Source organism: Thauera sedimentorum, from assembly GCF_014489115.1.
Lineage (GTDB): Bacteria > Pseudomonadota > Gammaproteobacteria > Burkholderiales > Rhodocyclaceae > Pseudothauera > Pseudothauera sedimentorum.
Map to the genome: position 1 here is coordinate 222845 of NZ_JACTAH010000002.1, position 26287 is coordinate 249131.

25 protein-coding genes are annotated in these 26287 nt (G+C 67.6%); 13 read left to right on the plus strand and 12 right to left on the minus strand.

The genetic code is table 11. From position 1 onward, the window contains the following. Positions 1 to 8: 8 nt before the first annotated feature. The 6 genes from paaB to paaG form a co-directional block, all read right to left on the minus strand. On the minus strand, positions 9 to 296 hold the full coding sequence (gene paaB, locus IAI53_RS10825) for a 1,2-phenylacetyl-CoA epoxidase subunit PaaB (RefSeq protein ID WP_187718218.1): 288 nt from the start codon (positions 294 to 296) through the stop codon (positions 9 to 11). Between the two features lie 174 nt (positions 297 to 470). After that, on the minus strand, positions 471 to 1475 hold the full coding sequence (gene paaA, locus IAI53_RS10830; RefSeq protein ID WP_187718219.1) for a 1,2-phenylacetyl-CoA epoxidase subunit PaaA: 1005 nt from the start codon (positions 1473 to 1475) through the stop codon (positions 471 to 473). A 118-nt stretch (positions 1476 to 1593) separates the two neighbouring features. Continuing rightward, positions 1594 to 2916 carry a phenylacetate--CoA ligase PaaK gene (paaK, locus tag IAI53_RS10835; protein WP_187718220.1) on the minus strand — a complete coding sequence of 441 codons (1323 nt, stop codon included), beginning with the start codon at positions 2914 to 2916 and terminating at the stop codon, positions 1594 to 1596. Between the two features lie 73 nt (positions 2917 to 2989). Next, entirely contained in the window at positions 2990 to 3454 is a 465-nt protein-coding gene (gene paaI, locus IAI53_RS10840) for a hydroxyphenylacetyl-CoA thioesterase PaaI (protein ID WP_187718221.1), read from the minus strand. Then, positions 3447 to 4979: a 3-hydroxyacyl-CoA dehydrogenase PaaH gene (gene paaH, locus IAI53_RS10845; RefSeq protein WP_187718222.1), complete on the minus strand. Its 1533-nt coding sequence runs from the start codon at positions 4977 to 4979 to the stop codon at positions 3447 to 3449. Before paaH ends, paaI begins: the two co-directional genes overlap by 8 nt. Positions 4980 to 5085: 106 nt before the next feature. Beyond that, positions 5086 to 5913, minus strand: a complete 828-nt coding sequence (gene paaG / locus IAI53_RS10850) for a 2-(1,2-epoxy-1,2-dihydrophenyl)acetyl-CoA isomerase PaaG (RefSeq protein ID WP_187718223.1) — start codon at positions 5911 to 5913, stop codon at positions 5086 to 5088. Between the two features lie 232 nt (positions 5914 to 6145). On the opposite strand from paaG, the gene paaN reads away from it, so the two are divergent. Further along, positions 6146 to 7816: a phenylacetic acid degradation protein PaaN gene (paaN, locus tag IAI53_RS10855; protein WP_187718224.1), complete on the plus strand. Its 1671-nt coding sequence runs from the start codon at positions 6146 to 6148 to the stop codon at positions 7814 to 7816. Between the two features lie 280 nt (positions 7817 to 8096). Continuing rightward, the gene (gene paaY, locus IAI53_RS10860) at positions 8097 to 8699 is read left to right on the plus strand and encodes a phenylacetic acid degradation protein PaaY (RefSeq protein ID WP_187718225.1); all 603 of its coding nucleotides are present in this window, start codon (positions 8097 to 8099) and stop codon (positions 8697 to 8699) included. 63 nt (positions 8700 to 8762) lie between these two features. On the opposite strand, the gene IAI53_RS10865 is transcribed toward paaY, so the two are convergent. From IAI53_RS10865 to IAI53_RS10890, 6 genes are all read right to left on the minus strand, one after another. Further along, positions 8763 to 9215, minus strand: coding sequence for a DNA-binding protein (locus IAI53_RS10865; RefSeq protein WP_187718226.1), 453 nt, complete (start codon positions 9213 to 9215; stop codon positions 8763 to 8765). Then, positions 9169 to 9777 carry a nucleotidyltransferase domain-containing protein gene (locus tag IAI53_RS10870; protein WP_187718227.1) on the minus strand — a complete coding sequence of 203 codons (609 nt, stop codon included), beginning with the start codon at positions 9775 to 9777 and terminating at the stop codon, positions 9169 to 9171. The genes IAI53_RS10865 and IAI53_RS10870 overlap by 47 nt, the downstream gene beginning before the upstream one ends. A gap of 359 nt (positions 9778 to 10136) precedes the next feature. After that, a complete protein-coding gene (locus IAI53_RS10875) occupies positions 10137 to 11120 on the minus strand; it encodes a PD-(D/E)XK motif protein (protein ID WP_187718228.1) in 984 nt (327 codons plus the stop codon). A gap of 1 nt (position 11121) precedes the next feature. Beyond that, on the minus strand, positions 11122 to 13383 hold the full coding sequence (locus tag IAI53_RS10880) for a Z1 domain-containing protein (protein WP_187718229.1): 2262 nt from the start codon (positions 13381 to 13383) through the stop codon (positions 11122 to 11124). Next, positions 13380 to 14954: an ATP-binding protein gene (locus IAI53_RS10885; protein WP_222948279.1), complete on the minus strand. Its 1575-nt coding sequence runs from the start codon at positions 14952 to 14954 to the stop codon at positions 13380 to 13382. The genes IAI53_RS10880 and IAI53_RS10885 overlap by 4 nt, the downstream gene beginning before the upstream one ends. Next, positions 14951 to 16312 carry a DNA cytosine methyltransferase gene (locus IAI53_RS10890; protein WP_225433298.1) on the minus strand — a complete coding sequence of 454 codons (1362 nt, stop codon included), beginning with the start codon at positions 16310 to 16312 and terminating at the stop codon, positions 14951 to 14953. The genes IAI53_RS10885 and IAI53_RS10890 overlap by 4 nt, the downstream gene beginning before the upstream one ends. A gap of 433 nt (positions 16313 to 16745) precedes the next feature. Between IAI53_RS10890 and IAI53_RS10895 the strand changes: the two genes are divergently transcribed. The 11 genes from IAI53_RS10895 (at position 16746) to IAI53_RS10945 (ending at position 26280) form a co-directional block, all read left to right on the plus strand. Continuing rightward, on the plus strand, positions 16746 to 17303 hold the full coding sequence (locus IAI53_RS10895; RefSeq protein WP_187718230.1) for a glutathione peroxidase: 558 nt from the start codon (positions 16746 to 16748) through the stop codon (positions 17301 to 17303). 113 nt (positions 17304 to 17416) lie between these two features. Further along, positions 17417 to 17917 carry a YbaK/EbsC family protein gene (locus IAI53_RS10900; RefSeq protein WP_187718231.1) on the plus strand — a complete coding sequence of 167 codons (501 nt, stop codon included), beginning with the start codon at positions 17417 to 17419 and terminating at the stop codon, positions 17915 to 17917. Between the two features lies 1 nt (position 17918). Then, positions 17919 to 18251, plus strand: a complete 333-nt coding sequence (locus tag IAI53_RS10905) for a cupin domain-containing protein (protein WP_187718232.1) — start codon at positions 17919 to 17921, stop codon at positions 18249 to 18251. 157 nt (positions 18252 to 18408) lie between these two features. Beyond that, positions 18409 to 20205 carry a serine hydrolase domain-containing protein gene (locus IAI53_RS10910; RefSeq protein WP_187718233.1) on the plus strand — a complete coding sequence of 599 codons (1797 nt, stop codon included), beginning with the start codon at positions 18409 to 18411 and terminating at the stop codon, positions 20203 to 20205. A gap of 9 nt (positions 20206 to 20214) precedes the next feature. Further along, on the plus strand, positions 20215 to 21150 hold the full coding sequence (locus IAI53_RS10915; protein ID WP_187718234.1) for a dialkylrecorsinol condensing enzyme: 936 nt from the start codon (positions 20215 to 20217) through the stop codon (positions 21148 to 21150). Continuing rightward, positions 21147 to 22298: a beta-ketoacyl-ACP synthase III gene (locus IAI53_RS10920; RefSeq protein WP_187718235.1), complete on the plus strand. Its 1152-nt coding sequence runs from the start codon at positions 21147 to 21149 to the stop codon at positions 22296 to 22298. Before IAI53_RS10915 ends, IAI53_RS10920 begins: the two co-directional genes overlap by 4 nt. A gap of 149 nt (positions 22299 to 22447) precedes the next feature. After that, positions 22448 to 22852 carry a DarG family dialkylresorcinol biosynthesis protein gene (locus IAI53_RS10925; protein ID WP_187718236.1) on the plus strand — a complete coding sequence of 135 codons (405 nt, stop codon included), beginning with the start codon at positions 22448 to 22450 and terminating at the stop codon, positions 22850 to 22852. After that, entirely contained in the window at positions 22849 to 23847 is a 999-nt protein-coding gene (gene darH, locus IAI53_RS10930) for a BtrH-related acyltransferase DarH (protein WP_187718237.1), read from the plus strand. Before IAI53_RS10925 ends, darH begins: the two co-directional genes overlap by 4 nt. Continuing rightward, the gene (locus IAI53_RS10935; RefSeq protein ID WP_187719401.1) at positions 23847 to 24770 is read left to right on the plus strand and encodes an ABC transporter ATP-binding protein; all 924 of its coding nucleotides are present in this window, start codon (positions 23847 to 23849) and stop codon (positions 24768 to 24770) included. Before darH ends, IAI53_RS10935 begins: the two co-directional genes overlap by 1 nt. An 8-nt stretch (positions 24771 to 24778) precedes the next feature. Continuing rightward, positions 24779 to 26020, plus strand: a complete 1242-nt coding sequence (locus IAI53_RS10940; protein ID WP_225433299.1) for an ABC transporter permease — start codon at positions 24779 to 24781, stop codon at positions 26018 to 26020. After that, the gene (locus tag IAI53_RS10945) at positions 26017 to 26280 is read left to right on the plus strand and encodes a phosphopantetheine-binding protein (RefSeq protein WP_187718239.1); all 264 of its coding nucleotides are present in this window, start codon (positions 26017 to 26019) and stop codon (positions 26278 to 26280) included. The genes IAI53_RS10940 and IAI53_RS10945 overlap by 4 nt, the downstream gene beginning before the upstream one ends. The last annotated feature ends 7 nt before the right edge of the window (positions 26281 to 26287 follow it).

Here is a 26287-nt window from a genome sequence, read left to right on the forward strand (position 1 = left end):
CCCCCGCTTCACATGTGATTGACTTCGTCGGGCAGGGTGTAGAAGGTCGGGTGGCGGTAAATCTTGTCTTCCGCCGGGTCGAACAGCTCGGGCTTGGCGTCCGGGTCGGAAGCGACGATGTCGCTCGCCTTCACCACCCAGATCGACACGCCTTCCTGGCGGCGGGTGTACACATCGCGCGCCACCTGCAGCGCGAGCTTGGCATCGGGCGCGTGCACGCTGCCGCAATGCTTGTGATCCAGGCCGTTCTTGCTGCGGACGAAGACTTCCCACAGCGGCCATTCCTTGCGTTCCATTCCAATCTCCTTGCCGCCGAAGGCGGCGCTGTAAGCTCCTCCCCCCTTCAAGGGGGGAGGTCGGGAGGGGGGATGGGTTTCGGTTCAGGCTGTGCCGGACCTCAAGAAACCCATCCCCACCCTGTCCCTCCCCTTGAAGGGGAGGGGACCGTTTTCATTCGCTCTGCCGCTACCTCAAGCGGCGGCCTTCTCCCTCACCGCCTGCTTCCGCGCATGCTCCAGCGCCGCCTCGCGCACCCATGCCCCTTCTTCCCAGGCCTTGCGCCGCGCGGCGATGCGGTCCACGTTGCACTGCCCGTGGCCATTCACCGTGGACCAGAACTCGTCCCAGTCGATGGCACCGAAGTCGTAGTGACCACGTGCCTCGTTCCACTTCAGGTCCGGGTCGGGCAGGGTGATGCCCAGCACCTCGGCCTGCTTGACCGTGGCATCGACGAACTTCTGCCGCAGGTCGTCGTTGGAGATGCGCTTGATGCCCCAGCGCATCGAGGTCTCGGAGTGCTGGCTGTCCTTGTCGTGCGGGCCGAACATCATGATCGACGGCCACCACCAGCGATTGACCGCGTCCTGCACCATCTCGCGCTGCTCGGGCGTGCCCTGCATCATCTGCAGCAGCAGGTCGTAGCCCTGGCGCTGGTGGAAGGACTCTTCCTTGCAGATGCGCACCATGGCGCGCGAGTAGGGGCCGTAGCTGCACTTGCACAGCGGGATCTGGTTCATGATCGCCGCGCCGTCGACCAGCCAGCCGATCACGCCGATGTCCGCCCAGGTGAGCGTGGGGTAGTTGAAGATCGAGCTGTACTTGGCGCGGCCGTCGAGCAGGGCTTCGTAGAGCTCGTCGCGCGACACGCCCAGGGTCTCGGCCGCGGCATACAGGTAGAGGCCGTGACCGCCTTCGTCCTGCACCTTGGCGAGCAGGATGGCCTTGCGCTTGAGGCTGGGCGCGCGGGTGATCCAGTTGCCCTCGGGCAGCATGCCGACGATCTCCGAATGCGCGTGCTGGCTGATCTGGCGCACCAGGGTCTTGCGGTAGGCCTCGGGCATCCAGTCCTTGGCCTCGATGAAGCCGCCGGCGTCGATCCTGGCGTCGAACTCTGCCTGGTACTCGGCGTTCTCGACCACGCGCGGGCCTTTCGGCTCGCCCTTGGGCTGGGGAATGTCCAGAGCTTGTGTATACATATGTGTGCTCCTTATCTCTCTGTGTGGTGCCGGCCTTCTCTGTAGGAGCGGGCTTGCCCGCGATGCGGCCTTTGCAGAACCGCCGCCGCATCGCGGCCAAGGCCGCTCCTACACAGGTTCAAGCCTTCGGCCGGCGGTCGATGACCCGCTTGGCCTTGCCGATGGTGACCCGCTCGATGCTGAAGGGCTCGCCGACCTGGACCTTGGCGGACACGCCGATCAGGCTCTTGATGTGGTGGGTGAGCTCCTTGGCGAGCGCTTCCTTCTGCTCGGGGTGGCGGCCTACGCCGGCCTCCGGGTTGATCTCCACCTTCACGGTGAGGGTGTCCATGTGGCCCTGCTTGTCGACCTCCAGCAGATAGTGCGGGGCCAGCTTGGGGATCTTGCAGATCAGTTCCTCGATCTGCGTCGGAAACACGTTCACCCCGCGGATGATCAGCATGTCGTCCGAACGCCCGGTGATCTTGGCCATGCGCCGCATGCTGCGCGCGGTGGGCGGCAGCAGGCGGGTGAGGTCGCGGGTGCGGTAGCGGATCACCGGCATGGCTTCCTTGGTGAGCGAGGTGAACACCAGCTCGCCCTCCTCGCCGTCGGCCACCACTTCGCCGGTCTCGGGGTTGATGATCTCGGGGTAGAAGTGGTCTTCCCAGATGGTCGGGCCGTCCTTGGTCTCGACGCATTCGTTGGCCACCCCCGGGCCGATCACTTCCGACAGCCCGTAGATGTCCACCGCGTCCATGCCGGAGCGTTCTTCCATCGCCAGGCGCATCGCCGGGGTCCAGGGTTCGGCGCCGAAGATGCCGATCTTCAGCGAAGTGCTCTTGGGGTCGATGCCCATGCGCTCCATCTCGTCGAGGATGGTCAGCATGTAGGACGGGGTGACCATGATGATCTTGGGCTTGAAGTCCTGGATCACCTGGATCTGCTTCTCGGTCTGCCCGCCGGACATCGGCACCACGGTACAGCCCAGCTTCTCGGCGCCGTAGTGCGCGCCCAGACCGCCGGTGAACAGACCATAACCGTAGGACACATGCACCATGTCGCCCGGCCGGCCGCCGGAAGCGCGGATCGAGCGCGCCACCACGCTGGCCCAGGTGTCGATGTCCTTGAGCGTGTAGCCGACCACGGTGGGCTTGCCGGTGGTGCCGGACGAGGCATGCACCCGGGCGATCTTCTCCATCGGCACCGCGAACATGCCGAAGGGGTAGTTGTCGCGCAGGTCGTGCTTGGTGGTGAAGGGGAACTTGGCCAGGTCGGCGAGCGTTTTCAGGTCGTCCGGGTGAACACCCTTCTCGTCGAAACTTTTCCGGTAATGCGGCACGTTCTCGTAGGCGTGGCGCACGCTCCACTTCAGGCGTTCGAGCTGCAGGGCACGCAGTTCGTCCTGGCTGGCCTTCTCGATCGGGTCGAGTTGCGGCGGGGCAAAGCTGTTGATCGGCATCGTTCTCGTCTCCTCTACCTTGTCAGCAACCGAGGCGGATTCTGGCGTCCGCCGCTCGGCCGGTTGATTGTCCCTACAGGTCGACCACCGCCCGGCCCTTGAGCCGGTAGGACTTGCCGCGCATCACCGCGATCAGCTCGCCCTTCTGGTTGGTGACGGTAATGTCATACACGCCGGTGCGCCCGGCAACGAAAACTTCCCTGGCCTCCGCGGTCAGCAGATCGCCCGGACGTCCCGGGGCCATGAAGTCCACGCTGATGCCCGAGGCAACCGTCTGTTCGTTGTAGCTGTTGCACGAGAAGGCAAAGGCGGAATCGGCCAGCGTGGTGATGAAGCCGCCGTGGCAGATGCGGAAGCCGTTGAGCATGTCCTCGCGCACCGGCATGGTGATCTTCGCGTAGCCGGGGCCGATGCCGGTGATCTCCATGCCCAGGCCCTGCGAGGCGCGGTCGTTGGCAAACATGCCGTCGCGCACGCGCTCGGCCACGGTCTGCGGGTCCAGCCCTTCGGTGATGTCTCTGTAATTCGCTTCACTCATGGAAGGCGGCTCCGGTAATGGCCTTGCGCTGCAGCAAGGGCGACGTGCGGTAACGGGTGTCGAAGTAGTGCGTGGCAAGGTTGGCGAGCACGCGCACCAGATGGGCCGCGCCCAGCTCGTCCGCCCAGGCCAGCGGCCCCTTGGGGTAGTTGGTGCCGTAGCGCATCGCGGTGTCGATGTCGGCGGCGGAGCCGATGCCGGCCAGCACCGCGTCGGCGGCCTCGTTGGCCAGCATGGCGACGGTGCGCAGGCCGAGCAGGCCGGCGACGTCGTCCAGCCGGCTCACCGCCAGGCCGGCGGCCTGCAGGGTGCCGACCACCGCACGCCAAGCGCCGGTGCCGCACTGGTCGGCCACCGCCAGCGCCAGGCGCGGCGTGGCGGCGTAGTCCAGGCAGAGGTCGAACAGCACCAGGTTGGGCACGCCCTCTTCCGCCGCGCGGCGGGTGGCAGTACGGCCGTCGGACAGCATCAGCCGCGCGCCGCCGATCTCCAGCCAGCCGGCGCCGTGCTCGGACCTGCCCGGCTTGCGCTGCACCTTGATGCCGGCGCTTTCCAGGCGGGCGATCAGGCCGGCGGCCACGCCCAGGTCGCCGACCACGGCCACCGCGGCTTCGCCCTGCTGTGCGGGCTCCGCCGCCGGCTGGGCGCGCTCGGCGCCTTCCGCGTAATCGTAGAAACCACGCCCGCTCTTGCGCCCGAGGCGACCGGCGAGCACCAGCTCCTGCTGGATCAGGCTGGGGGTGAAGCGCTTGTCCTGGAAGTAGGCATCGAACACCGAGGAGGTCACGGCGAAGTTCACGTCGTGGCCGATCAGGTCCATCAGCTCGAAGGGGCCCATCGGGAAGCCGCAGCCTTCGCGCAGCACCGCGTCCAGCGTAGCCACATCGGCCGCGCCTTCGCCCAGCACCCGCAGCGCCTCGGCGTAATAGGGGCGGGCGACGCGATTGACGATGAAGCCGGGGGTGGATCTGGCATGTACCGCGACCTTGCCCCAGGCGCGCGCGGTTGCATGCAGGGTGGCGGCCACCTTCTGATCGGTGGCGAGCCCCGACACCACCTCGACCAGCTTCATCACCGGCGCCGGGTTGAAGAAGTGCAGGCCGGCCACGCGCTCCGGGCGGGCCAGCGGGGCGGCGAGCGCGGTGATCGACAGCGAGGAGGTGTTGCTGGCGAGGATGGCATCGTCGGCCAGCAGGCCTTCCAGTTCGGCGAACAGCGCGCGCTTGACCGCCAGATCCTCGACGATGGCTTCCACCGCCAGCCCGGCGTCGCGCGCGGCGGCCAGTTCGCTCACCGGCAGGACGCGCCCGGCGGCGGCCTGCGCGGCTTCGGCGCTGATGCGGCCCTTGGCGGCCAGCTTGTCGAGCGCCGCCACGATGCCGGCGCGCCCCTTGTCGGCCGCCTCGGCACGGGTGTCATACAGGTAAACGGTATGGCCGGCCACGGCCGCCACCTGGGCGATGCCGCTACCCATGGCACCGGCGCCGACCACCAGCACCTTCACGTTCGAACCCAGCGCGGTCATGCAGAATTCCCTTGTGTCATCGTTCGAGCCCCCCGTAGGAGCGGCCTTGGCCGCGATGCAACGGGTTCGGAGGCCAATCGCCGCAGGATCGCGGCCAAGGCCGCTCCTACTTTCCGGTGAAACGCGGCGCGCGCTTTTCCATGAAGGCGGCCACGCCTTCACGGTAGTCGTCGGATTGGCCGCACACGGTCATCGCCGCGCGCTCCTGGTTGAGCTGCGCCTCGAAATCCTCGGTGGAACTGCCCCAGATCAGGCGCTTGGTCTGCGCATAGCCGAAGGTCGGCCCCTGCGCGAGTGCGGCAGCGACCTGCTGCACGGTGGGCATCAGCGCCTCGTCGTCCACGCACTTCCAGATCAGCCCCCATTGTTCGGCCTGTTCGGCCGGCAGCTTGTCGCCCAGCAGCGCGAGGCCCATGGCACGCGCCGGCCCGAGCAGGCGCGGCAGTATCCAGGTGCCGCCGGTGTCGGGGATCAGCCCGAGCTTGGCGAAGGACTGGATGAAGCTCGCCGAACGCGCGGCGAACACCAGATCGCAGGCCAGCGCGATGTTGGCGCCGGCGCCGGCGGCCACGCCATTGACCGCGGCGATCACCGGCAGGTCGAGCGCACGCAGCGCGAGCACCAGCGGCTTGTAGTTGCGTTCGACCGAAGCGCCCAAGTCCGGGGCCTCGTCGCCGGCGGCCACCGCGCGGTCGGAGAGATCCTGCCCGGCGCAGAAGCCGCGCCCGGCGCCGGTCAGCACCAGCACGCGCACGCTGCCGTCGGCACGCCCGGCGCGCACCGCGGCGAGCGCCTCGCGCACTTCGGCGTGCATCTGGTCGTTGAAGCTGTTGAGGCGGTCCGGGCGGTTCAGCGTGAGGGTGGCTACACCCGCGTCCACGCTGAAGGCTATGGTTTCGAACGACCGGGTCGGGGCGGCGCCGGCAGTGCTCATGGTGTCTCCTCCATCCTTGTGCTTTTGCGTGCGCTGGCGCACGCTGTCTCACTTGTTCGCGGGGCTTTTCGCCCTCTCGCCGGCCATCTGTTTTCGTTGTTTGACCGACCGGTCAATCAATAGTAATCTTGATCCAGATCAAAAAACAAGCACAATTTTTTGCTGCATTGCAGCTTCGACCCATCGCCTGAATGCACGCGGCGCAGCAGACGCCGCCACTGGAGGAGACACCATGGTTCACCCCTTGTTCGACAAGCACCGCGCCACCCTGGATGCGGCCATCAACGCCATCCACACCCGCGGCTACTGGACGCCCTACCCCGAGATGCCCAGCCCCAAGGTTTATGGCGAAACCGCCATGGCCGACGGCAAGTCCGCAGTGGAAGCGCTGGCCGGCCAGGACTTCGTGCTCGACCAGCCCGGCGCCAGCGGCTGGGCCGCGCCGGAGAAAAGCCCCTACGGCGTGAAGCTGGACGTGCGCTACCCGGTGTGCGACGTGGACGCACTGATCGCCGCCGCCCAGGCCGCCATGCCGGGCTGGCGCAAGATCGGCGCCGAAGGCCGCGTCGGGGTGTGCCTGGAGATCCTCGACCGCCTGAACAAGAAGAGCTTTGAAATCGCCCACGCGGTGATGTACACCACCGGCCAGGGCTGGATGATGGCCTTCCAGGCCGGCGGCCCGCACGCGCAGGACCGCGGGCTGGAAGCCGTGGCCTACGCCTGGGACGAGATGAGCCGCATCCCGGCCACCACCATCTGGGAGAAGCCGCAGGGCAAGAACCCCGCGCTGAAGATGCAGAAGCACTACGAAATCGTCGGCCGCGGCGTGGCGCTGGTGGTGGGCTGCGGCACCTTCCCCACCTGGAACACCTACCCCGGCCTGTTCGCCGCGCTGGCCACCGGCAACCCGGTCATCGTCAAGCCGCACAGCAACGCCATCCTGCCCGCCGCCATCACCGTGCGCATCATCCGCGAAGTGCTCGCCGAGCAGGGCCTGGACCCCAACCTGGTCACCCTGGCGGTGGTGGAGAAGCGCGCCGCCACCCAGGCGCTGGCCACCCACCCGGCGGTGAAATCCATCGACTTCACCGGCGGCAACGTCTTCGGCCAGTGGCTGCTGGACAACGCCCGCCAGGCCCAGGTGTATGCCGAACTGGCCGGCGTGAACAACGTGGTCATCGAATCCACCGACAGCTACAAGGCCATGCTGCGCAACCTGGCCTTCACGCTCAGCCTGTACTCCGGCCAGATGTGCACCACCACCCAGGCCATCCTGGTACCGGCCGGCGGCATCGATACCGACCAGGGCCACAAGAGCTATGACGAAGTCGCGGCCGACCTGGGCGCGGCGATCAGCAAGTTCCTGTCCGACCCGGCCGTGGCCACCGCGGTGCTCGGCGCCATCCAGTCCGAAGCCACGCTGGCGCGCATCGAGGAATGCCAGTCCGGCCAGTACGGCAAGGTGGTGCTCGCCTCCTCCAGGATCGAGCACCCCGAGTTCCCCGGCGCCCAGGTACGCACCCCGGTGCTGCTCGCCTGCGACGCCGCCGACGAGGCGAACTACATGGAAGAACGCTTCGGCCCCATCGCCTTCGTGGTCAAGGTCGCCGACGGCGCCGCCGCGGTGGCGCTCTCCGAGCGCATGGTGCGCGAACACGGCGCGCTCACCGTAGGCGTGTACTCGACCCGCCCCGAGATCCTCGACGCCATGACCGAAGCCACCCTCAACGCCGGCGTCGCGCTGTCGATCAACCTCACCGGCGGGGTGTTCGTGAACCAGTCCGCGGCCTTCTCCGACTACCACGGCGTAGGCATGAACCCGGCCGCCAACGCCGCCTACTCGGACGCCGCCTTCGTCGCCAACCGCTTCCGCGTGGTGCAACGCCGCTATCACGTCGAGTAAGCTCGTTAGCAGGTCCCTTCCCTTCAAGGGAGGGCGCAGGTAGGTTTGCTCCCGCAGCCCATTACTTGCGTTCCTCCCCCTTCAAGGGGGAGGACAGGAGGGGGATGGGTTTCCAGCCGGCGAAACGGACATTCCCCGACGCCTCGTCAAAACCCATCCCCACCCTGACAGCCGTAGCCCGGATGAAGCGCAGCGCAATCCGGGACTCAACCGCCTCTGTCACCCATGCCCCCGGATTCCGGCCTGCGGCCTACATCCGGGCTACGAAGGAATCCACCCCATGCCCTGCTACGAAATCGACGGCCTGCGCCCGGTCATCCACCCGGACGCCTTCGTCCACCCCGACGCCGTACTGATCGGCGACGTCATCGTCGGCCCGCGCTGCTACGTCGCCCCGCTCGCCTCCCTGCGCGGCGACTTCGGCCGCATCGTGCTGGAAGAAGGCAGCAACATCCAGGACACCTGCGTGATGCACGGCTTCCCCGGCACCGACACCGTCATCGAACAGGACGGCCACGTCGGCCACGGCGCCGTGCTGCACGGCTGCCGCGTCGGCAAGAACGCGCTGATCGGCATGAACGCGGTGATCATGGACAACGCCATCGTCGGCGAATCGGCCATCGTCGGCGCCTGCGCCTTCGTCAAGGCCGGCATGGAAATCCCCCCTCGCATGCTCGCCGCGGGCATGCCGGCCAAGGTGATGCGCGCGCTCTCGGAAGAGGAAATGGCCTGGAAGGTGGACGGCACGCGCTGCTACCAGGACCTCACCGTGCGCAGCCTGTCCACGCTGACCGCCTGCGCCCCGCTCACCGAGATGGAGCCGGGGCGCAAGCGCTTCGAGTTTCCGGGGGTAGTGCCGTTGGTCGATGTGAAGAAGGGGTGACCAGGCGGGGCCGCATCGCTCCGCCTCGGCAGACGCCTGCGTCCGGGCAGGCCTGCGGTCAAGTCAGGCCCGGCCTGTCAGCAAGTCGGGGCGATGTTTCTCCAACCATGCCCGGGTATCGGCCAGCAGCAGGGCCGCCTGTTTGCAGCACTCATCTACCGCGCCATCGCTGACCGGGTCACCTTCGTAATCACTGAGATTGCGTTGCTTGCGCAAGGCATCCAGAACGATCACCCGGTCCTGCGACAGATCGAGCGTCTTCGGTAGAACCTGCAAGGCCGTCTGGTGATGGCCCGGCTGACTTGTGGAGGTGCGGTAGCCATTGGCCCACAGGCCGATCATCGCGCACTGCATGATGGCCTTGTAGGCCGCATCAAAGCGGTTTTCTGCGCTCAGAGCGGCAATCCCGGCATCGACCAGATTGCGTTCGGCGGCTGCCAGCAGGCGTTGCACACCGGCAGCACTCGGCTCAAAGTTCTGCAGCTTGTGAATCGCCAGCAAGTTTTCCAAGGTCATGCTCGGTTCCGATCACCCAGAGTTTGGGCTTGGCCAGCAGTTCGCGAGTGAAGGCATCACCCGCCTCGATACGCCGGCGGACCTCATCCGCGGTGTAGATCACCGGGTTGATCTCGCGCTGCAGGATGTCCTGAGTCGGGTACAGCGCCTTCACCACCTCAGCAAAGGCCGGCGTGCCGATCACCATGATATCGACATCACTGCCCGCCTGCTCCTCACCGCGCGCCATCGAGCCAAAAACAAAGGCCAGCAAGATCTCATCAGCCAGCGGCCGCAAGGCATCGGCCAGCACATCCACCAGGCCGCAGGTCTTGCGGAACAGACCTGCCAACTCCGGGAACACAGGGCAGGCACGGTTGGCCTGGTAGCGCACCTGATTGCCCTGCTCCTGGCGCAGCAGCAGGCCGGCCTGCGCCAGGCGCGTCAACTCCTTGTGCAGGGTTCCGGCGTTGGTACCGGTCAGGCGCGCCAGCTCCCGCACGTAATAGCTTGAATCGGGATGCAGCAGCAGCAGGCTCAATACCCGCTGGCGATAGGTTCCGAAGAGTAGCTCCATCAGCATGCTCGTAGCTCCATTTGCTACGACTGTAGCTTTATCGACTACGCCATGCAAGATAAAGACAGGACTACACGGTTTCAGCCCCTGAGCTTGGCCTCTGGCCCTCTGGAAGGCGGGCTGGCTAAAACTCCGAGCACAGCGCAGGGCCAACCAGAAGTGGCACTCCGACAGCTATCGAACCAAAGGAGACATTTGACCTTCAACGGGGTGAAGGTCGGCAATTTGGTGGCCTGCGGTCGTTAGCTAGCATTCGCCCATGCCCTCGTCCTACTGGAAAACAAGAATTTAGGGGAGTTCAGGATGGCGGGGGCCGGCTACTCTGCCCCCCGTCGAGCCCGCACTTTGTACCCTGGTCGCACGGGTTAGCGCACGATGCTTGAAGCAGTGGCGAGCCAGACTGTTGCCGGGGGCACATCCTGGAGCGGCAGCGCACGGTCGATGTCGAGAGAGAAGCGTACGGCCGAAATACAGCCCCCAGCGACAGCGGGAATCTCAGGCGCTGGCAGTTCGGCCGCATCGTAGAAACGCAGTGAATTCCGAGCCGAGGTTTGGATAAAGCGCACCTGGGCTGCACCGTCCGCCTCACCGCCCAAGGACTGGGCCAGCAGCCGCCACAGCTTTGCGCGGTTGGGCGATGAGAGTCCATCCTGGATAGCGTTTGCGAGGTCGAATACGCTGTCACCGGCGTCGCCTTGTTCCACCATCAAGCTGGCGACGTACACGGGCAGTTGGGGCGCGCGCAACTGCGCGAGCGCGAATTCGTGCTGCCGGCTACCGCGGGCCGTCGTCTTGACCTCAAGGCGCACGGTGGGGAATACGAAATCGAAGGTCTGCTCAGGCGAAACGTGCCAGCCAGTCACGAGCGCATCCGGAAAGGGCGATGCGGCGATGACGAACAACTCACCCCAGAGGCCGAGCACCGAGTTCCTCGCGGGAGCAGCAAAGAGGCGGAACAACTCAACGGCGTCGTCGAAGAAGCGGTCGGTCTCCGCGGGAGACAGCGCCGGCGGCAGCCCCTCCACGGCGCCGGCCAGCGCATTCACGAAAAGCGGATGAAGACCGGGGGCGGCTAGGTCACAGACGACCCTGCAGAAGGTGGCGGAGACCGTGCCGCCGTCCGCGTCGTCCGGGTCGCGCACGGCGCAGTCGACCTCGAACTCGACCTGTACATGGCGCAGACTGAGGGGGACACGTGGCACCCGTCGGCGTTGCACCTTCAGTAGGAACACTGGCTCGCCTGCGGTTCCCTTCGCCAAATAGTGTGACTCCGCGCTGTACAGCCGCAGTGCCGGCCAAGCCGCATCCTCCGCTGGAGCTAGCGTCCCGAAGCGCTCCCAGATGTTCATCTCACGCCGCCGCCTGCAGGAGGATGCGCCGCTTCAACTCATCCGGAAGGTGGATGGCGAACCATGGCACGTCGGAACTGGCGTCCCCTGACTGCGGCGGCACCTTTGAGATGAGGAAGTGGAACTTGCGCAGATGCACCGTCACGCGGTTGTCGCTACGGAGTTCTCGGTCGCCGCAATACTTCAGGTTTGCCCGGTCGGATGTGTTCGGCGACTTGCCTGAGAACACTTGGTTGATGGTGCCCCTCTTCGTCAGGGAGCGACCCTGCTCAACCATGTCGCCGACGAGGAAAACGTCACACGTGGCATCCGGGGCGCCAGCCAGCAGCCGCCCAAGGGCCACGCTGATAGCCATGCGCTCCGTCGCATCCTCCACTGTGCCGAATTGCATTTCGTCAATGAGATGGGCGCACACATCAGCCACGGATACCGCCTCGAAGAGTTTGTTGCGGGACGAATTGGCACGTTTGTCGAGATAGCGCTCCGGGTCCACCTCGTGTGCGGCAAGCTCCACGTAGCGGGTACGCAGATGCTGCAGGAAGCGGTCGAACACAATGCGGTTGTGTGCTACGGCAGGTTTTCCGACATGCGCGGCGCCAGGGAACAGCCATTCTGCCGTGGTGACCTCATCCAGCTTGATGCCCATCACGCTGCGCCGCGTCGGCTGGAGCCGGTCAGCCAGGATGAAGCGGCGGCGCCACTCCTTCAGCGGCTGGCCCCGCGAACTCTCGAGTTCGCTTCGGATGAAGCTCTCGTGTTCGACATAGCCCTCGAAGGCGGTCTTCACGTCCTGCCGCACATACACGCGGCAGTAGCCAAGGTAGCTGGCCTTGTAGCCGTAGAAGCGGGCGCGCTGCTGAATGTTGTCGGCGTTCCCGACGCCAAGTGGTCGCGGCATGTAGGTCACGGTGAGGCCCTTTACTGTATAGCCTCGGTCCAGCTTCTGCCCGCCCACCAGAATCCAGTACTCGTTATCGCCCCAGCGGATGGCAGCAGCCCCCTTGCCCGTCGAGTTGACCTCCCGAACCCTGACAATGTGGAGCACCTCGTCCATCTTTGTGAACAGGTCGGATAGGCTCGGCAGCGCCTCACCCACGGTCCTCTGCAGGTCCACGTGGGCGTCGGTGAACTCGGCCATGAGGGCGTCGCGCAGCGCCCGCACTGGCAGCCGAGACCGCCACTCGCCGATGAGTTGAGTCAGCCAAGCGATGTACTGTGTGTGCGGTGCGGTCTGCTGCGACGGATGCACCATCATCGAGCGATTAGAGTTTTGCTCAGCCAGCGCATGGGCGCAGGCGCCGAGCAGGTATACCTTCAGGGCGGACACGAGCGAGGGTGGGGCGGCTGGGTGGGAGGCGGCGGTCGCCACCGCCTCGGCATCAGGGATGACTTTCGCGTAGGGTGCGCCTGGCTGGAATAGCGTCTGTCCGCCAGTGTAGCCCCGTCCGGGCGTTAGCGTCTCAGCGAAGTCGGGCGACAAGATGTCGGTGAGGCCGATGAGCAAGGGCGCCTGCGGCGTGGCGGTGTATTGCAGGTAGGTGTGATGTGGCAGCACCGCCTTGAGGTTCAGCACCTCGCGGTAGTTCGCGCTGAGGGCGTTCTGGCGCGTCTTCTGGTTTTTGGCGGCGAAGTTGTTGAGGCTGGCCTGGTCGGCCTCGTCGTCGATAACGAGGCATGGAATGCCCTGCAGGATGGCGGACAGGGCAGACAAGCACTCCACGAGATTGGCCAACCGCTGGTGCTGCTTAAGTACGGTGACGAGAATGGTCTTCTTCTTGCGCGGGCTGAGCGCCGGTGAGCGCCAGCGCTGGAGCAGTCCGCGCAGCGCCTCGAACTCGCTGTTGTCTCGGGCAGGGTTATCAATGAGCACCCACGGCTGTCCGGGGTTGTCCGGCGATACGCCTAGGTCCTGCTTCAGACGCTCTTGCGATTGCGACTTCAGGTTGTCGATTGTACCGGCGATGAGGATGACCAGGCCGTAGCCGTTGTCGCGCGCCAAGGCGGTCAGTGTCGTAAAGGACAGGGTCTTGCCGCTCTGCACGTAGCCGACCACGAGACCGGTACCGCTGCCAGCCGGCTCCATCGGCGGCACGCAGCGGCCGAGGATGCGGTGGGCCTCGTAGGCCACTGTGTGCAACGCCTCCTCGTCAGCCTCCCCCGCCAGCGCCTTGCGCCGCAGGAACTCCTCGGTCACTTCGCGCTGGCACGGCTCCCAGCGCAGGCCCGGCTCGATACTGCGCAACTCTTCGATGGTGATGGTCATGGCAGATTGCCTGCGAGGGACTCCCGCAGCAGTTGGTTGATGTAGTGCAGCGGCGTGGCGGAGGAGACTCCGCCGCGCTGCAGGCGCGCCAGCGCCACCGCGATGGCGGCGGCGAAGCGCAAGATGAGTTCAATGTTCTCGTTGTGCGGGCCGATGAAACGTTCAACAAACGGGTGAGCAAGGGAGACGTCCACCGTCAGACGGTGCTCGTCATGTTCGCTGAACAACTGGGGGACAGTCTCGTCCGCGAAGCGAAGCCACTCGTCCACGTCCGAGTCCATGGTCATGCGCAGATTGATGGTCCAACGGTGGTCGTCCACGAGGATGTTCACCGCGCGCTGAGCGACCGGGTCGGCAGCGAGCCGATTTGGCGTACTGGGCACTATCTGCTCCAGTGCCGACGAGTCTGGCTCGGCGCTTAACACGGGCCCGGCAGTGCTCTCCAAAGCAGCGGACACGGTGGCGGTCGCCTGCTTCGCCGCCGGCTGCACGGCGGCCCGGGTGAGCCGAGCCCGGTGCTGCTCCGCTTGGCGCAGCAGGTTAAGAGGCTCCTCCTCTAACGCGTCGTGCAGACGCTCGAGCATGGAGTGCTCCAACTCGTGCCACTTGAAGCCGTCCTTAGTGTGTGAGACCTCGAAGCCCTCGACATGTAGTTCGCCGAACAGGCGCTGCATGCGGAAGCTGTTTAGCTTGCCGAAGATCTCCAGCGGGCGGAAAGTCTCGTCGTCGCTCCCGACAATCAGGCGGTTCCGGCGGAACAGCGCGAAGCCGGCGTGCGTCGTCGAACCCTCAGCGCGAAGGGCGGCGAAACCGTGAATGCGCCGGCCCTCGCCGAAATTCACGTCGATGTCCTTGCGCCATTCGACTGATTCGGCGTCGAGGGCGGATGCGGGCGGCGCGCTCAACACAGCCGGCTCTGGATGGGCGAGCGGCTCGGCCTCGTCGCCCCACAGAATTTCGAGGTCGCCGCGGCGCTGGAAGACGCGGTAGATACTGGCGAGGTGGTCCCGCAACTTCTTCTGCGTCCGCGCCTGAGGGAACTTTGCGCCGAGCCGCTCCAGCGTGATGATGGTGTAATGCTCACTGGGAGGTGCTGGCCGCTCTTCGACTTCCAGCATTTCGGTTCGGTTGCTGACGATGGCTTCAATGTCGAAGCGGACCGTGCGCTCCACGGGGTCGCCCAGCGCCTTGGTGCGCACGCTCCACAGGTCAGAAAACCAGCATGCCGCCGCCTTCATGCCCATTCCGAATTCGGACAGGCCCGTGCGGTCGGGCGGAATCTCGGCCGGCCGGAAGGCGCGGGCGAAGTCGGCAAGCGCTATGCCCGCCGCGTTGTCACTGATTTCCAGTCGGGAGTGCTCTGGGTCCAGTCCGATGCGCACCCTTAACTTGAAGTCCGGCCCCTCCACTGCCCGAAGGGCATCCGCGCTCGCGAGGTAGCTCTGGACGCTGTTGTCGACGAACTCGGCTAGCGCGAACCACGCCTTATAGTTGAGATGCTTTAGGACCGAGAGCATGGTGACTTCCGGTCGGATATTGATGGCGGGAATCACATGCTCGGCTACTCTCATGACAGAGTTTGTTCAAGGAGTGTTTGGGGTTCGGGGGAGGGCTCTGCAAATGTTCGCGCGCAGGCCAGCAGGGCGCGTGCGACCTTCTCAACAACCTTTGCATTGACCGCATTACCAAGGGCGGAGAAGGCCCGCCCCTGTGGCTCTGGTAGGTGCTTTAGGTCGCCTAGACTCTGGAGTTTTGCGCACTCGCGTGGCGTCATGTAGCGCTTCTGCCAGCCAATGATGGGCACCTGAGTGTCTGTCATTGCCACCAGGCTGGGCGAGGTGGTGCGGCGCTTGACACGGACACCTGAGGCGCGGAACTGGATAACGTACTTCCACAGGTCTCTCTCCCCGCCTTGGACGTTCCACTCGAACTTTTGATGGGACGAGATGAAGGACTTGACCGAAGGCAGCCATGGGTCAATCCAATGGCGGTTATCCGCGTAGAACTTGCGGTTGGCGCGGATAAAGTCCTTCTTCCACTTAGGGAACTGTTCCTGCGCCGTACGGGCGTGGCTCGGCAGGGCCTTCCACTGATCGTCGAGCGGCAGGCCCGCCAGTGGTCTGCCGTGGGTTCCCCGATACGCTCCCAAGGCCTCCGCACCTCCGCGCGCCCTCTCGGCGAATGGGGTGGTGTCCTCAAACGGGTAGGTGGCGCCGAACTCCATGGACCAGATGGGGAACGACGGCAGGGCCACCTCCGCCGGGGACAGTTCAAGGAAGCGGTTCCACGCTGTCAGGCATACTCGGGTCTGCTCGGCCAGCACCTTCGCATCGGCCGGCGAATCCTCCAGCACGTCGGTGATGTCTGTGGCGTGGCTTTCGCGCTCCGGCCAAACGAAGCCGTCCAATGATTCGAGGCGGCCGACGATGTATGCGCGCTCCCGCACCTGCGGGATGCCGAAGTGGTGCGGGGAAAACTTCCGCTCGGTCACGCAGTACCCTAGGGCCTCGAGGTCCTGCTTGATACGCGCGTAGGTCTTGCCCTCGTCGTGCTTGAGCAGGTTGGGCACGTTCTCGAGGATGAATTGGCGCGGGCGCTTCTCCTGCAGGATGGCGACTACGTCGAAGAACAACGTCCCTTGGCGAGAGCACTTAAAACCCGCTTGGTCGCCGGCCTTGGAGAAGGCTTGGCACGGAAAACCGGCGCACAGGAGGTCATGGTCCGGCACCTCGGAGGGGATGACCTTGCGGATGTCGCCTTCCGGCTTGAGGCCGAAATTGTCCTCGTAGACTTTCTGCAGGTGCGACTGTATCTCGGCGGCGAAGACGCACTCGCCCCCGAGCTTCTCGAGTGCGACATGGAAGCCCCCTAGTCCCGCGAACAAGTCTATGAATCTGAACGCTGCCATAGAAATAATGGCGCAGCCCATCCGGCGGGCCGGGCGGACTTGCGCCTTATGCTGCCTTTTTGATGAATTATGCCATGACAGCGCCTTAAAGAAGGTCTGCCGCAGCCTGCATAGTACACAGGGCAGATGCGGTGTGGCTCACCCGGTGATGCCGCGGCAGCGAGGCCGACTTGTCAAGTATGTGGGGACGTTAGGTAGTTGCGGGGCCCGAGGTTGAGCCCAAGCTTGCCGTTCAACTACCCAGCGGGAACTGATTGTGAGTTGCCGTGGCATGCACGTTCCCCGAAAACTCTCTTCCAACTCTACCCTCTAAGTTCGACGGGCTAACGGGATGGACCATTTATGTTCCTTGTGGGCTGCGGAGTGGACCTTCACCACCGACACTCTCCCCGTCAGGCGAACCCGGCGCCTGCCCCAAGTGTCTATCGGACACCCCCGACCGGAGACACCGATCATGTTGCGCCGCGCCCTGCTCCCCGCCCTGTTCGCTCTTTCTGCCACCCTGCTCCCGACCACTACCTCCGCCGACGACACCTCCGCCGCGAGCGGTTTGTTCGCGCACGAGTTGCGCCGCCTGCATTCGGGCGAGGTGGTACGCCTGGCCGACCGCCTGGCGGGGCAGCCGGTGCTCATCGTCAATACCGCCAGCCACTGCGGCTTTACCAGCCAGTTCCGCGAGCTGGAGGCGATCCACCAGCAGTACAAGGACAAGGGCCTGCGGGTGGCCGGTTTCGCGTCGGACGACTTCGACCAGGAGGCCGACAACGAGGAGAAGGCGGCGGAGGTGTGCTACCTGAACTACGGGGTGACTTTCGACATGTTCGCGCCGATCCACGTGCGCGGCGCGCAGGCGCATCCGCTGTTCCGCGAACTGGCGCGCCGTTCGGAGGCCCCGGCGTGGAACTTCCACAAGTATCTGGTGGACCGCGACGGCCGGGTGGTGGCGACCTTCCCGAGCAAGGTGAAGCCGGATGCGGCGGAGGTGCGTGCGGCGATCGAACGCTTGCTTTGAGCGGGGGAGCCGGCGCTCGCCCGCGAGTCCCTGCGTGACCCGCCGGACGCGGTCGAACGGTAGGCCGGGTCGTTATAGACTTCCGGCTTTCGTTCATTCGCCACCGTGACCGCATGAGTACCGATACCGCCGTCGCCGCCCTCGGCTCCCGCGCCCGCGTCGAAGCCGCCCTGCGCGCGCTCGACATGCCGAGCGAGATCGTCGAGTTCGCAACACCCACCCGCAGCAGCGCGGAGGCGGCCGCGGCCATCGGCTGCGAGGTAGCGCAGATTGCCAAATCGGTGGTGTTCCGCGGCAGGGAGTCCGATGCCTGCATCGTGGTCATCGCCAGCGGCGCCGACCGCATCGACGAAAAGAAGCTGGCCGCCGAACTGGGCGAGAAGGTCGGCCGCGCGGACGCCGATTTCGTGCGGCAGCGCACCGGCTTTGCCATTGGCGGGGTGTCGCCGGTGGGTCACGCCGGCGAGGTGATCTTGCTGGTCGACCGCGCGCTGTGGGCGCTGGACCCGATCTGGGCCGCGGCCGGCACGCCCAACGCGGTGTTCCGCCTGGCAGCCGACGACCTGCACCGCATCCCGGGCATCCGCGTCGTGGATGTCCGCCAGGCGGACTGAGATGCCGGCGCCGCCGCTCTTCGGCAATCTCCTCGCCAAGCTCCCCCCGCCCGGCGACGAGGAAGCCTTCGAAACCCTGCTCGACACCCCGCACTGCCGCATCGAGCGCATCGTCTCGCACGGGCACGCCAGCCCGCCGGACTTCTGGTACGAGCAGCCGGGCGACGAGTGGGTGATGCTGGTGCAGGGCAGCGCGGCGCTGGCCTTCGACGACGGGCGCACGGTGGCGCTGGCGGCGGGCGACTGGGTGATGATTCCGGCGCGCTGCCGGCACCGGGTGGCCGCCACCGGGCCGGCCACGGTATGGCTGGCGGTGCATATGCCGTCGGCGTGAAAGCCGCAACCGTGCGCCCGGCCACGCGGCAGGACACAAAGGCGGCCGTGCGCGACAGCGAACGCTTATAATCCGCGCAGTTTCCAATTTTTACAAAGTCGTCCCCGGATGCGCCAGGACACGCGGCGCCCGGTGACGGCTTTTGTCCGTCGCGCGCATGAGTCTCAAATCCGTCCTTCACCGGCAGGCCAGCCGCCTGCTGCTCGCCCTCGCCGTCGCGGTGCTCGCCGGCTGTGCCAGCGCGCCGCCCAAGCCCGCGGAGCTCGCCCGCGGCGACTACCGCTACGCGCGGGACTACATCTCCTGGCTGATCGAGCGCGAGATGCGCGCCAACGACATCACCGGCCTGTCGGTCGGCCTGGTGGACGGCCAGCAGCTGGTGTGGGCCGAGGGCTTCGGCTTCGAGGACGTGGAGAAGGCCGTCGCGGCCAGCGCGCACACTCGCTACCGCCTGGGTTCGATTGCCAAAGTGCTCACCGCCACCGCGGCGATGCAGCTGGCCGAGCAGGGGCGCATGGACATCGACCGTCCGCTGGCCGACTACCTGCCCGGTTTCGCCATCCGCAGCCGCTTCCCCGGCGCCGGCCCGGTGACCCCGCGCAACATCATGCACCACCACTCCGGCCTGCCCTCCAACCACCTCAACGGCATGCTGGGCGGCGAGCCGGCGCCGATCGCGTCGCTGGTCGGCGCGGTGCGCGAGGACTACCTCGCCTACCCGCCGGACTTCATCTTCTCCTACTCCAACCTGGCCTACACCCTGCTCGGCGCCAGCATCGAGCACATGGCCGGCATGCCCTTCGCGCGCCACATGCAGCGCAGCCTGTTCGAGCCGCTGGGCATGCGCGATTCGTCCTTCGAGTCGCGCCCGGCACTCAAGGAATACCGCAAGGGCCAGGCGGTGGAGCCGATCGCGCTGCGCGACCTGCCCTCCGGCGGGCTGGTGTCCTCGGTGGAGGACATCAGCCGCTTCATGCGCATGGTGCTGGCCGAAGGCCGCGCCGGGGACCGGCAGATCATCCGCCCCGAGACGCTCGCCGAGATGCTGCGCCCGCAGAACGAGCACGTGGCGCTGGACCTCGACATGCGCATCGGCCTGGGCTGGATGTTCAACGGACTGGGCGTGCATCACGGCGGCCCGGTGCCCAACCACGGCGGCACCCTGCTCGACTCGCACAGCCTGATGGCCCTGCTACCCGAGCACGACCTGGGCGTGGTGGTGATGGCCAACAGCGGCAGCGCGCAGGCCAGCGTGAAGAAGATCGTCACCGAGCTGCTCACCCTGGCGCTGGAAGCCAAGACCGGCCTGCGCCCGCCGCCGGAGCCCGCCCCGGTGGCCAGCCGCGCCACCGACGCCGCTGCCGCGGCCGACCTGAGCGATTACGAAGCCTGGTACGACTCCATGGTCGGCCTGGTGCGGGTCAATGCCGGCGACACCAGCCTGGAGGCCGAAGCCCTCGGCCACACCTTCCAGCTCGACCCGCTCGCGGGCGGCCGCTTCGGCCTGCGCTACAAGCTGTTCGGCCTGATCCCGGTGAGCGTGGCGCTGTTCGACGACCTGCGCGTGTCGATGACCAACATCGGCGAGCACGAAGTGCTGGTCGGCCATATCGCCGGCCATCGCATGCTGGTCGGCCAGCGCCTGGAACCCTCGCCCATCCCGCGCAAGCTGCTCGACTACGTGGGTGAATACGAGATCGTCGGCACCCCGCCCGGCGGCATGGTGCCGGACCGCCTGGCGCTGCGCCTGGAAGGCGGCCTGCTGGTGGGCGAATGCAGCTTCTCGCAGATGCCCGGCTTCGTGCTGCGCGCCGCGCTGCAGCCGATCTCCGAGACGGAGGCGATCATCTCCGGGCTGGGCACCGGCAAGGGCGAGACGCTGCGCGTCGTCGGCGGCGAAGGCGAGCGCCGCCTGCTCTATTCGGGCCTCGAACTGCGCCGCAAGGGCGACTGAGCGCCGGCCATGAAGCGCGTCCTCGTCGTTCATTACTCGCAGTCCGGCCAGCTCGGCCAGATCGCCGGCAACATCGCCGCGCCGCTGCGCGCGGCCGGCGTGGAGGTGGTGGAGGAGATCCTGCGCCCGCGCGAGCCCTACCCCTTCCCCTGGCCGTTCTTCGACTTCCTCGACGCCTTCCCCGAGACCTTCCGCCTCGACCCGCCGCCCAACCATCCGCCGGCGGCCGACCCGGACACGCCCTTCGACCTGGTCATCCTCGCCTACCAGGTGTGGTTCCTGTCGCCGGCCATGCCGATGACCGCCTTCCTGCAAAGCGCCGAAGGCCGCCGCCTGGTCGCTGGCCGCCCGGTGGTCACCGTGGTGGCCTGCCGCAACATGTGGCTGGGCGCGCAGGAAAAGATGGCAAAGCTGGTGGCGGATGCCGGCGGGCGGCTGATCGACCACATCGCCTTCACCGACGACGCCCACCCGCTGGCCACCTTCATCACCACGCCGCGCTGGGTGCTCACCGGCCGGCGCGACCGTTTCCTCGGCCTGCCGCCGGCGGGCGTGGCGCCCGCGGAGATCGCCGGCGCCGAGCGCTTCGGCCGTGCGCTGGCCGAGGCGCTGGCGCGCGACGAGGAGCGCAGCGGCCGTCCGCTGCTCACCGGCTTGCGCGCGGTGCGCGTGAACCCGCGCCTGATCGTCTCCGAACGCGCCGGGCAGCGCGCCTTCCGGGTGTGGTCCGGCTTCATCCGCCTGTTCGGCAAGCGCGGCCAGTGGCGCCGCCGCCCGGTGCTGGCGCTGTTCGTCACCTACCTGCTGCTGCTGATCGTCACGGTGGTACCCTTGAGCCTTTTGCTCCAGCGCGCATTCGCGCCGCTGCTTCGCCCCCGGCTGGACGCCCTGCGCGCGCAGTACGAACAGCCCTCCGGCTCGGGGACGGAACGCCTGCCCTCATGACCGTCCGCAACGTCTACATCACCGCCACCGCCGCCGCCCTGCCCAATGCCCCTGTGGGCAACGAGGACATCGAAGCGGTCCTCGGCCTCGTCGGCAACCGCCCCTCGCGCGCGCGCCGCATCGTGCTGCGCAACAACGGCATCCAGCGCCGCCACTACGCCATCGACCCGGCCACCGGTGCGCCCACCCACAGCAACGCCCAGCTCACCGCCGAAGCGGTGCGCGCGCTGGCCGGCGACGGCTTTGCGCTGGACGACATCGAAGCGCTGGTGTGCGGCACCTCGCTGCCCGACCAGCTGATGCCCGGCCACGGCGTCATGGTGCATGGCGAACTCGGCAACCCCGCCTGTGAGGTGGTGAGCACCGCCGGCATCTGCCTGGCCGGCATGACCGCGCTCAAGCACGCCTGGCTGTCGGTGGCCGCCGGCGCCACGCGCAACGCGGTGGCCACCGGCTCCGAAGGGTGCTCGCCGGTGCTGCGCGGCGCGCATTTCGCCGCCGAGAACGAAGCCCGCGTGGCAGAGCTGGAAAGCCACCCGGAGATCGCCTTCGAGAAGGACTTCCTGCGCTGGATGCTGTCCGACGGCGCCGGCGCGGTGCTGCTGCAGGACGCGCCGCGCAGGCAGGGCCGCAGCCTGCGCATCGACTGGATCGAGCTGTCCTCGCAGGCCCATGTGCTACCCACCTGCATGTATGCGGGCGCCGAACGCAATGAAGACGGCCAGCTCAGCGGCTGGGCGCGTCACACCCCGTCCGAGTGGGCGGCGCAGTCGATCTTTGCCATCAAGCAGGACGTCCGCCTGCTCAACGAGAACGTGGTGCGCCACACCCTGGAGATCCCGCTCGCCCGGGTGATCGCCAAACGCGGCCTGCACGCGGCGGACATCGACTGGTTCCTGCCGCACATGTCCTCGCACTACTTCCGCCAGCCCATCCACGACGCGCTGGCGGGGCTCGGCCTGGCGATTCCCTTCGAGCGCTGGTTCACCAACCTCGCCGACAAGGGCAACACCGGCTCGGCGTCCATCTTCATCATGCTCGACGAACTCGCCCGCAGCGGCCGGCTCGCCGCCGGCCAGCGCCTGCTGTGCTTCGTCCCCGAGAGCGGGCGCTTCTCCAGCGCCTTCATGCATCTGACGGTGGTCTAGCACCGTGCGGCACACGGCACAGAACCGTAGGAGCGGGCTTGCCCGCGATGCGGCGTCCTTTGTACCCGGAAGCGCCGCATCGCGGCCAAGGCCGCTCCTACAGGGGGCGCCGGGGCATGTTTCATCAACCGGGCAGCACGAGCCTAGCCATGGATATTGAGAACGTCCCGCAGGAAGGCAACGCCACCCTCGGCGGCCACCGCAAGGCGATGTACGCGCGCGGCGCGGACGGCCGTCTGGCGCCGGTGGCCTACGCCGGCTGGGAGGTGGAGGAGATCGTCACCCGTCAGGCGGTGGAGGAACTCGACCGCCTGGCCGCCGACGCCTTGACCCGGGTGCGCGCCGGCTCGGCCTCGCCGCTGGAATACCACATGTACCGCGCACGCATGGACGACACCCTGCTCGCGCAGACCACCGGCCTGTGGCGCTGGCGGGTACGCCGCCACCTGCGCCCCGAGGTCTTCCGCCGCCTCTCGCCCACCCTGCTGGCGCGCTACGCCGCCGCGCTGGGGCTCGGCGTCGACCAGCTCACCACCGTCCCGCCGCAAGCATGAGCGACTTCCAGCATCAGCACGCCTCCCACTGCGAAAGCGGGGTGATGTCGGCCATCGTGCGCCACTACGGCCTGCCGCTGTCCGAGCCGATGGCCTTCGGGCTGGCCTCCGCGCTGTCCTTCGCCTGGCTGCCTTTCGTCAAGCTCGGCGGACTGCCGCTGGTGGCCTACCGCATGCCGCCGCGCGCCATCATCCGCGGCCTGCAGAAGCCGCTCGGCCTGCGCATGCGCACCGAGACCTTCCGCGACCCGGCACGCGGCGAGGCGCGCCTGCAGGAGCTGCTGGACGCCGGCCGCGTGGTCGGCCTGCAGACCTCGGTGTTCTGGCTGCCCTACTTCCCGCAGGACATGCGCTTCCACTTCAACGCCCACAACGTGCTGGCCTACGGGCGGGATGCGGACAGCGGCGACTACCTGCTCTCCGACCCGGTGTTCGAGGAGCCGATGCGCTGCGCCCCGGCCGACCTCGCCCGCGCCCGCTTCGCCCGCGGCGTGCTGGCGCCCAAGGGCCTGCTCTACTACCCGGACGGCCAGCCCGCCGAGCCCGACTGGAACAAGGTAATCCCCGCGGCCATCCGCAAGACGGTGCGCGTGATGCTGCGCACCCCGGTGCCCATCGTCGGCACCCGCGCCATCGAGCGCGTGGCGCGCGCAGTCGAGCGCCTGCCGGCGGCCGGCGACACCCGCCAGAGCCTGCTCTTCGTCGGCCACCTGGTGCGCATGCAGGAAGAGATCGGCACCGGCGGCGGCGGTTTCCGCTTCATGTACGCCTCCTTCCTGGAAGAAGCCGCCACCCTCGCCTCGCGCCCCGCGCTGGCCGAGCAGGCCGCCCGCCTGGTGGAGATCGGCGACGGCTGGCGCGAGTTCGCGCTGGCCGCCGCGCGCATGATCCGCGGGCGCGACGCCTTCGAGCCCGCCGCGCTCGCCGCCCTGCTGCGCCGCCAGGCCGCCGACGAGCGCGCCTTCTTCGGCGCGCTGGAAAAAGCGCTCGCGTGATGCTGCGCATCCGCGACCTGGTCCACCACTACCCGCAGCACGCCCAGGCCGCGCTCGCCGGCCTCGACCTCGACATCCCCGCCGGCTGCCTGTTCGGCCTGCTCGGCCCCAACGGCGCCGGCAAGACCACGCTGATCTCGCTCGTCGCCGGCCTGCTCGCCCAGCAGTCCGGCACGCTGGAGATTGACGGCCAGCCGCTGGCCGACTACCGCCGCACCCACCCCAACGCCATCGCCCTGGTACCGCAGGACTACGCCTTCTACCCGATGCTCACGGTGACCGAGAACCTGCGCTTCTTCGCCGGCGTACAGGGCCTGTCCGGCGCCGCCGGGCGCGAACGGGTGGCGCACGCGCTGGCCGCCGCGCAGCTGGAAGGGGTGGCCGGACAACTGGCCGAAGAGCTCTCCGGCGGCCTGCGCCGGCGCCTGAACCTGGCCATCGGCCTGCTCGGCGACCCGCGCCTGCTGCTGCTCGACGAGCCCACCGTGGGGGTGGACCCGCAGTCGCGCGCCTTCCTGCTCGACACCATCCGCGCGCTGGCCGCCGACGGCCGCACGGTGATCTACACCAGCCACTACATGGACGAGGTCGAGGCGCTGTGCGAGCGCATCGCCATCGTTGACCGCGGCCGCGTGCTGGCCGCCGGCACCCTGGACGAACTGCTGCACGAGGCCGATGCCCTGCTCAGCCTGCGCCTGGCGGCCCCGCTGCCTGCGGAGCTTGCCGCGACGCTCGCCGCCCGCCACCCCGGACTGCGGGCCCGCGACGGCAGCCTGCTGGTCGCCGGCCTGGCGCCCGAGGCGCTGCCCCAACTGCTCGCCGAGCTGGCCGCCGCCGGCCACCCTGCCCAGGCGGTGAGCTACGGCCAGCAGGACCTGGAAGCGCTGTTCATGCGCCTCACCCACCGCTCGCTGCGCGACTGAGGATGGCCATGGCACATCGACTGCTCGTCCGCCTCGCCGCCCTGTGGCAGAAGGAAACCCTGGCCCTGCTGCGCGACCGCCACGGTCTGGCGGCGCTGTTCCTGATGCCGATGATCTTCATCCTGGTGATGTCGCTGGCCCTGCGCGACGCCTTCGACGCCGGCGCGGCCACCGATCTGGGCTACGCCATCGTCGACCTCGACGACAGCCCCACATCGCGCCAGTACGCCGAACGCCTGCGCCGCCTGCTCACCTTCCGCGACAGCGGCACGCTGGCCGACGAGGCCGCCGCCCGGCAAGCCCTGCGCAGCGGCGAGATCGGCTTCGCGCTGGTGCTGCCCGCCGGCTTCGCCGCCGCCCAGCCTGACGGCGCCCAGGCGCGCGGCACCGAGCGCCCTGCGCTGCGCCTGCTGGTCGACCCGGTGGTGCCGCAGGCGCTGCAGACCGCCTTCCGCCTGCACGCCGAGGCCGAACTCGGCCGCTTCCAGGCCGAGCTGCTGATGCACCGCCTGGGCCGCGCGCTGATGATCCCCGAACTGCAGAGCCTCGATCCGGCGGCCCACGCGCTGCCGGTCGCGGTGATCGCCGCGGCGGGGCGCGGTGGCGAGGACAGGGCCATGCCCAGCTCGGTGCAGCAGAGCGTGCCGGCCTGGCTGATCTTCTCGATGTTCTTCGTCGTCATCCCACTCTCTGCGGTATTCATCGCCGAACGCCAGCACGGCACCCTGCAGCGCCTCGCGAGCCAGCAGGTGCCCTTCGGCCTGATCCTCGCCGGCAAGCTGCTGCCCTTCTTCGTGGTGAACCAGATCCAGGCGGTGCTGATGGTGCTGGTCGGCCGCCACCTGGTGCCGCTGGCCGGCGGCGAGGCCCTCGTCCTGCCCGCGGGCGCCGCGGCATGGGCGGCGCTGTGGCTGATCTCCGCCGCCGCCAGCCTGGCCGCGGTGGGCTGGGCGCTGCTGATCGCCAGCCTGGCGCGCACCACCGAGCAGGCCACGGTGATCGGCGGCGTCGGCAACATCCTGATGGGCGCGATTGGCGGCATCATGGTGCCCGCCTTCTTCATGCCCGACTTCATGCAGCAACTGGCCCAGCTCTCGCCCATGGCCTGGGCGCTGGAGGGCTTCCACCGCGTGCTGCTGCAACACGGCGGCCTCGGCGACGTGCTCGGCCCCGCCGCCGCCCTGCTCGGCTTTGCGCTGGCCGCGCTCGGCGTGGCCGTCCTGATGAATCTGCGCTCCCGCTCCCGATGACCCTCAAAGACGAACTCAAGCAGCTCATCGTCGACGCCTGCGACCGCGACTGCGACCCCGCAACGATCACCGACGACGAAATCCTCTTCGGCCCCGAGGCGCCGCTCGCCCTCGACTCGCTCGACGCCCTGCAGCTCTCCATGGCCATCCAGAAGAAGTACGGCCTGCGCCTGACCGACAGCAAGGACACCCGCCGCATCCTCGCCAGCGTCGGCGCGCTGGCCGAGCATCTGGAAGCCTTCCTGGCTGCGCGCGCGTGAAGGCAAT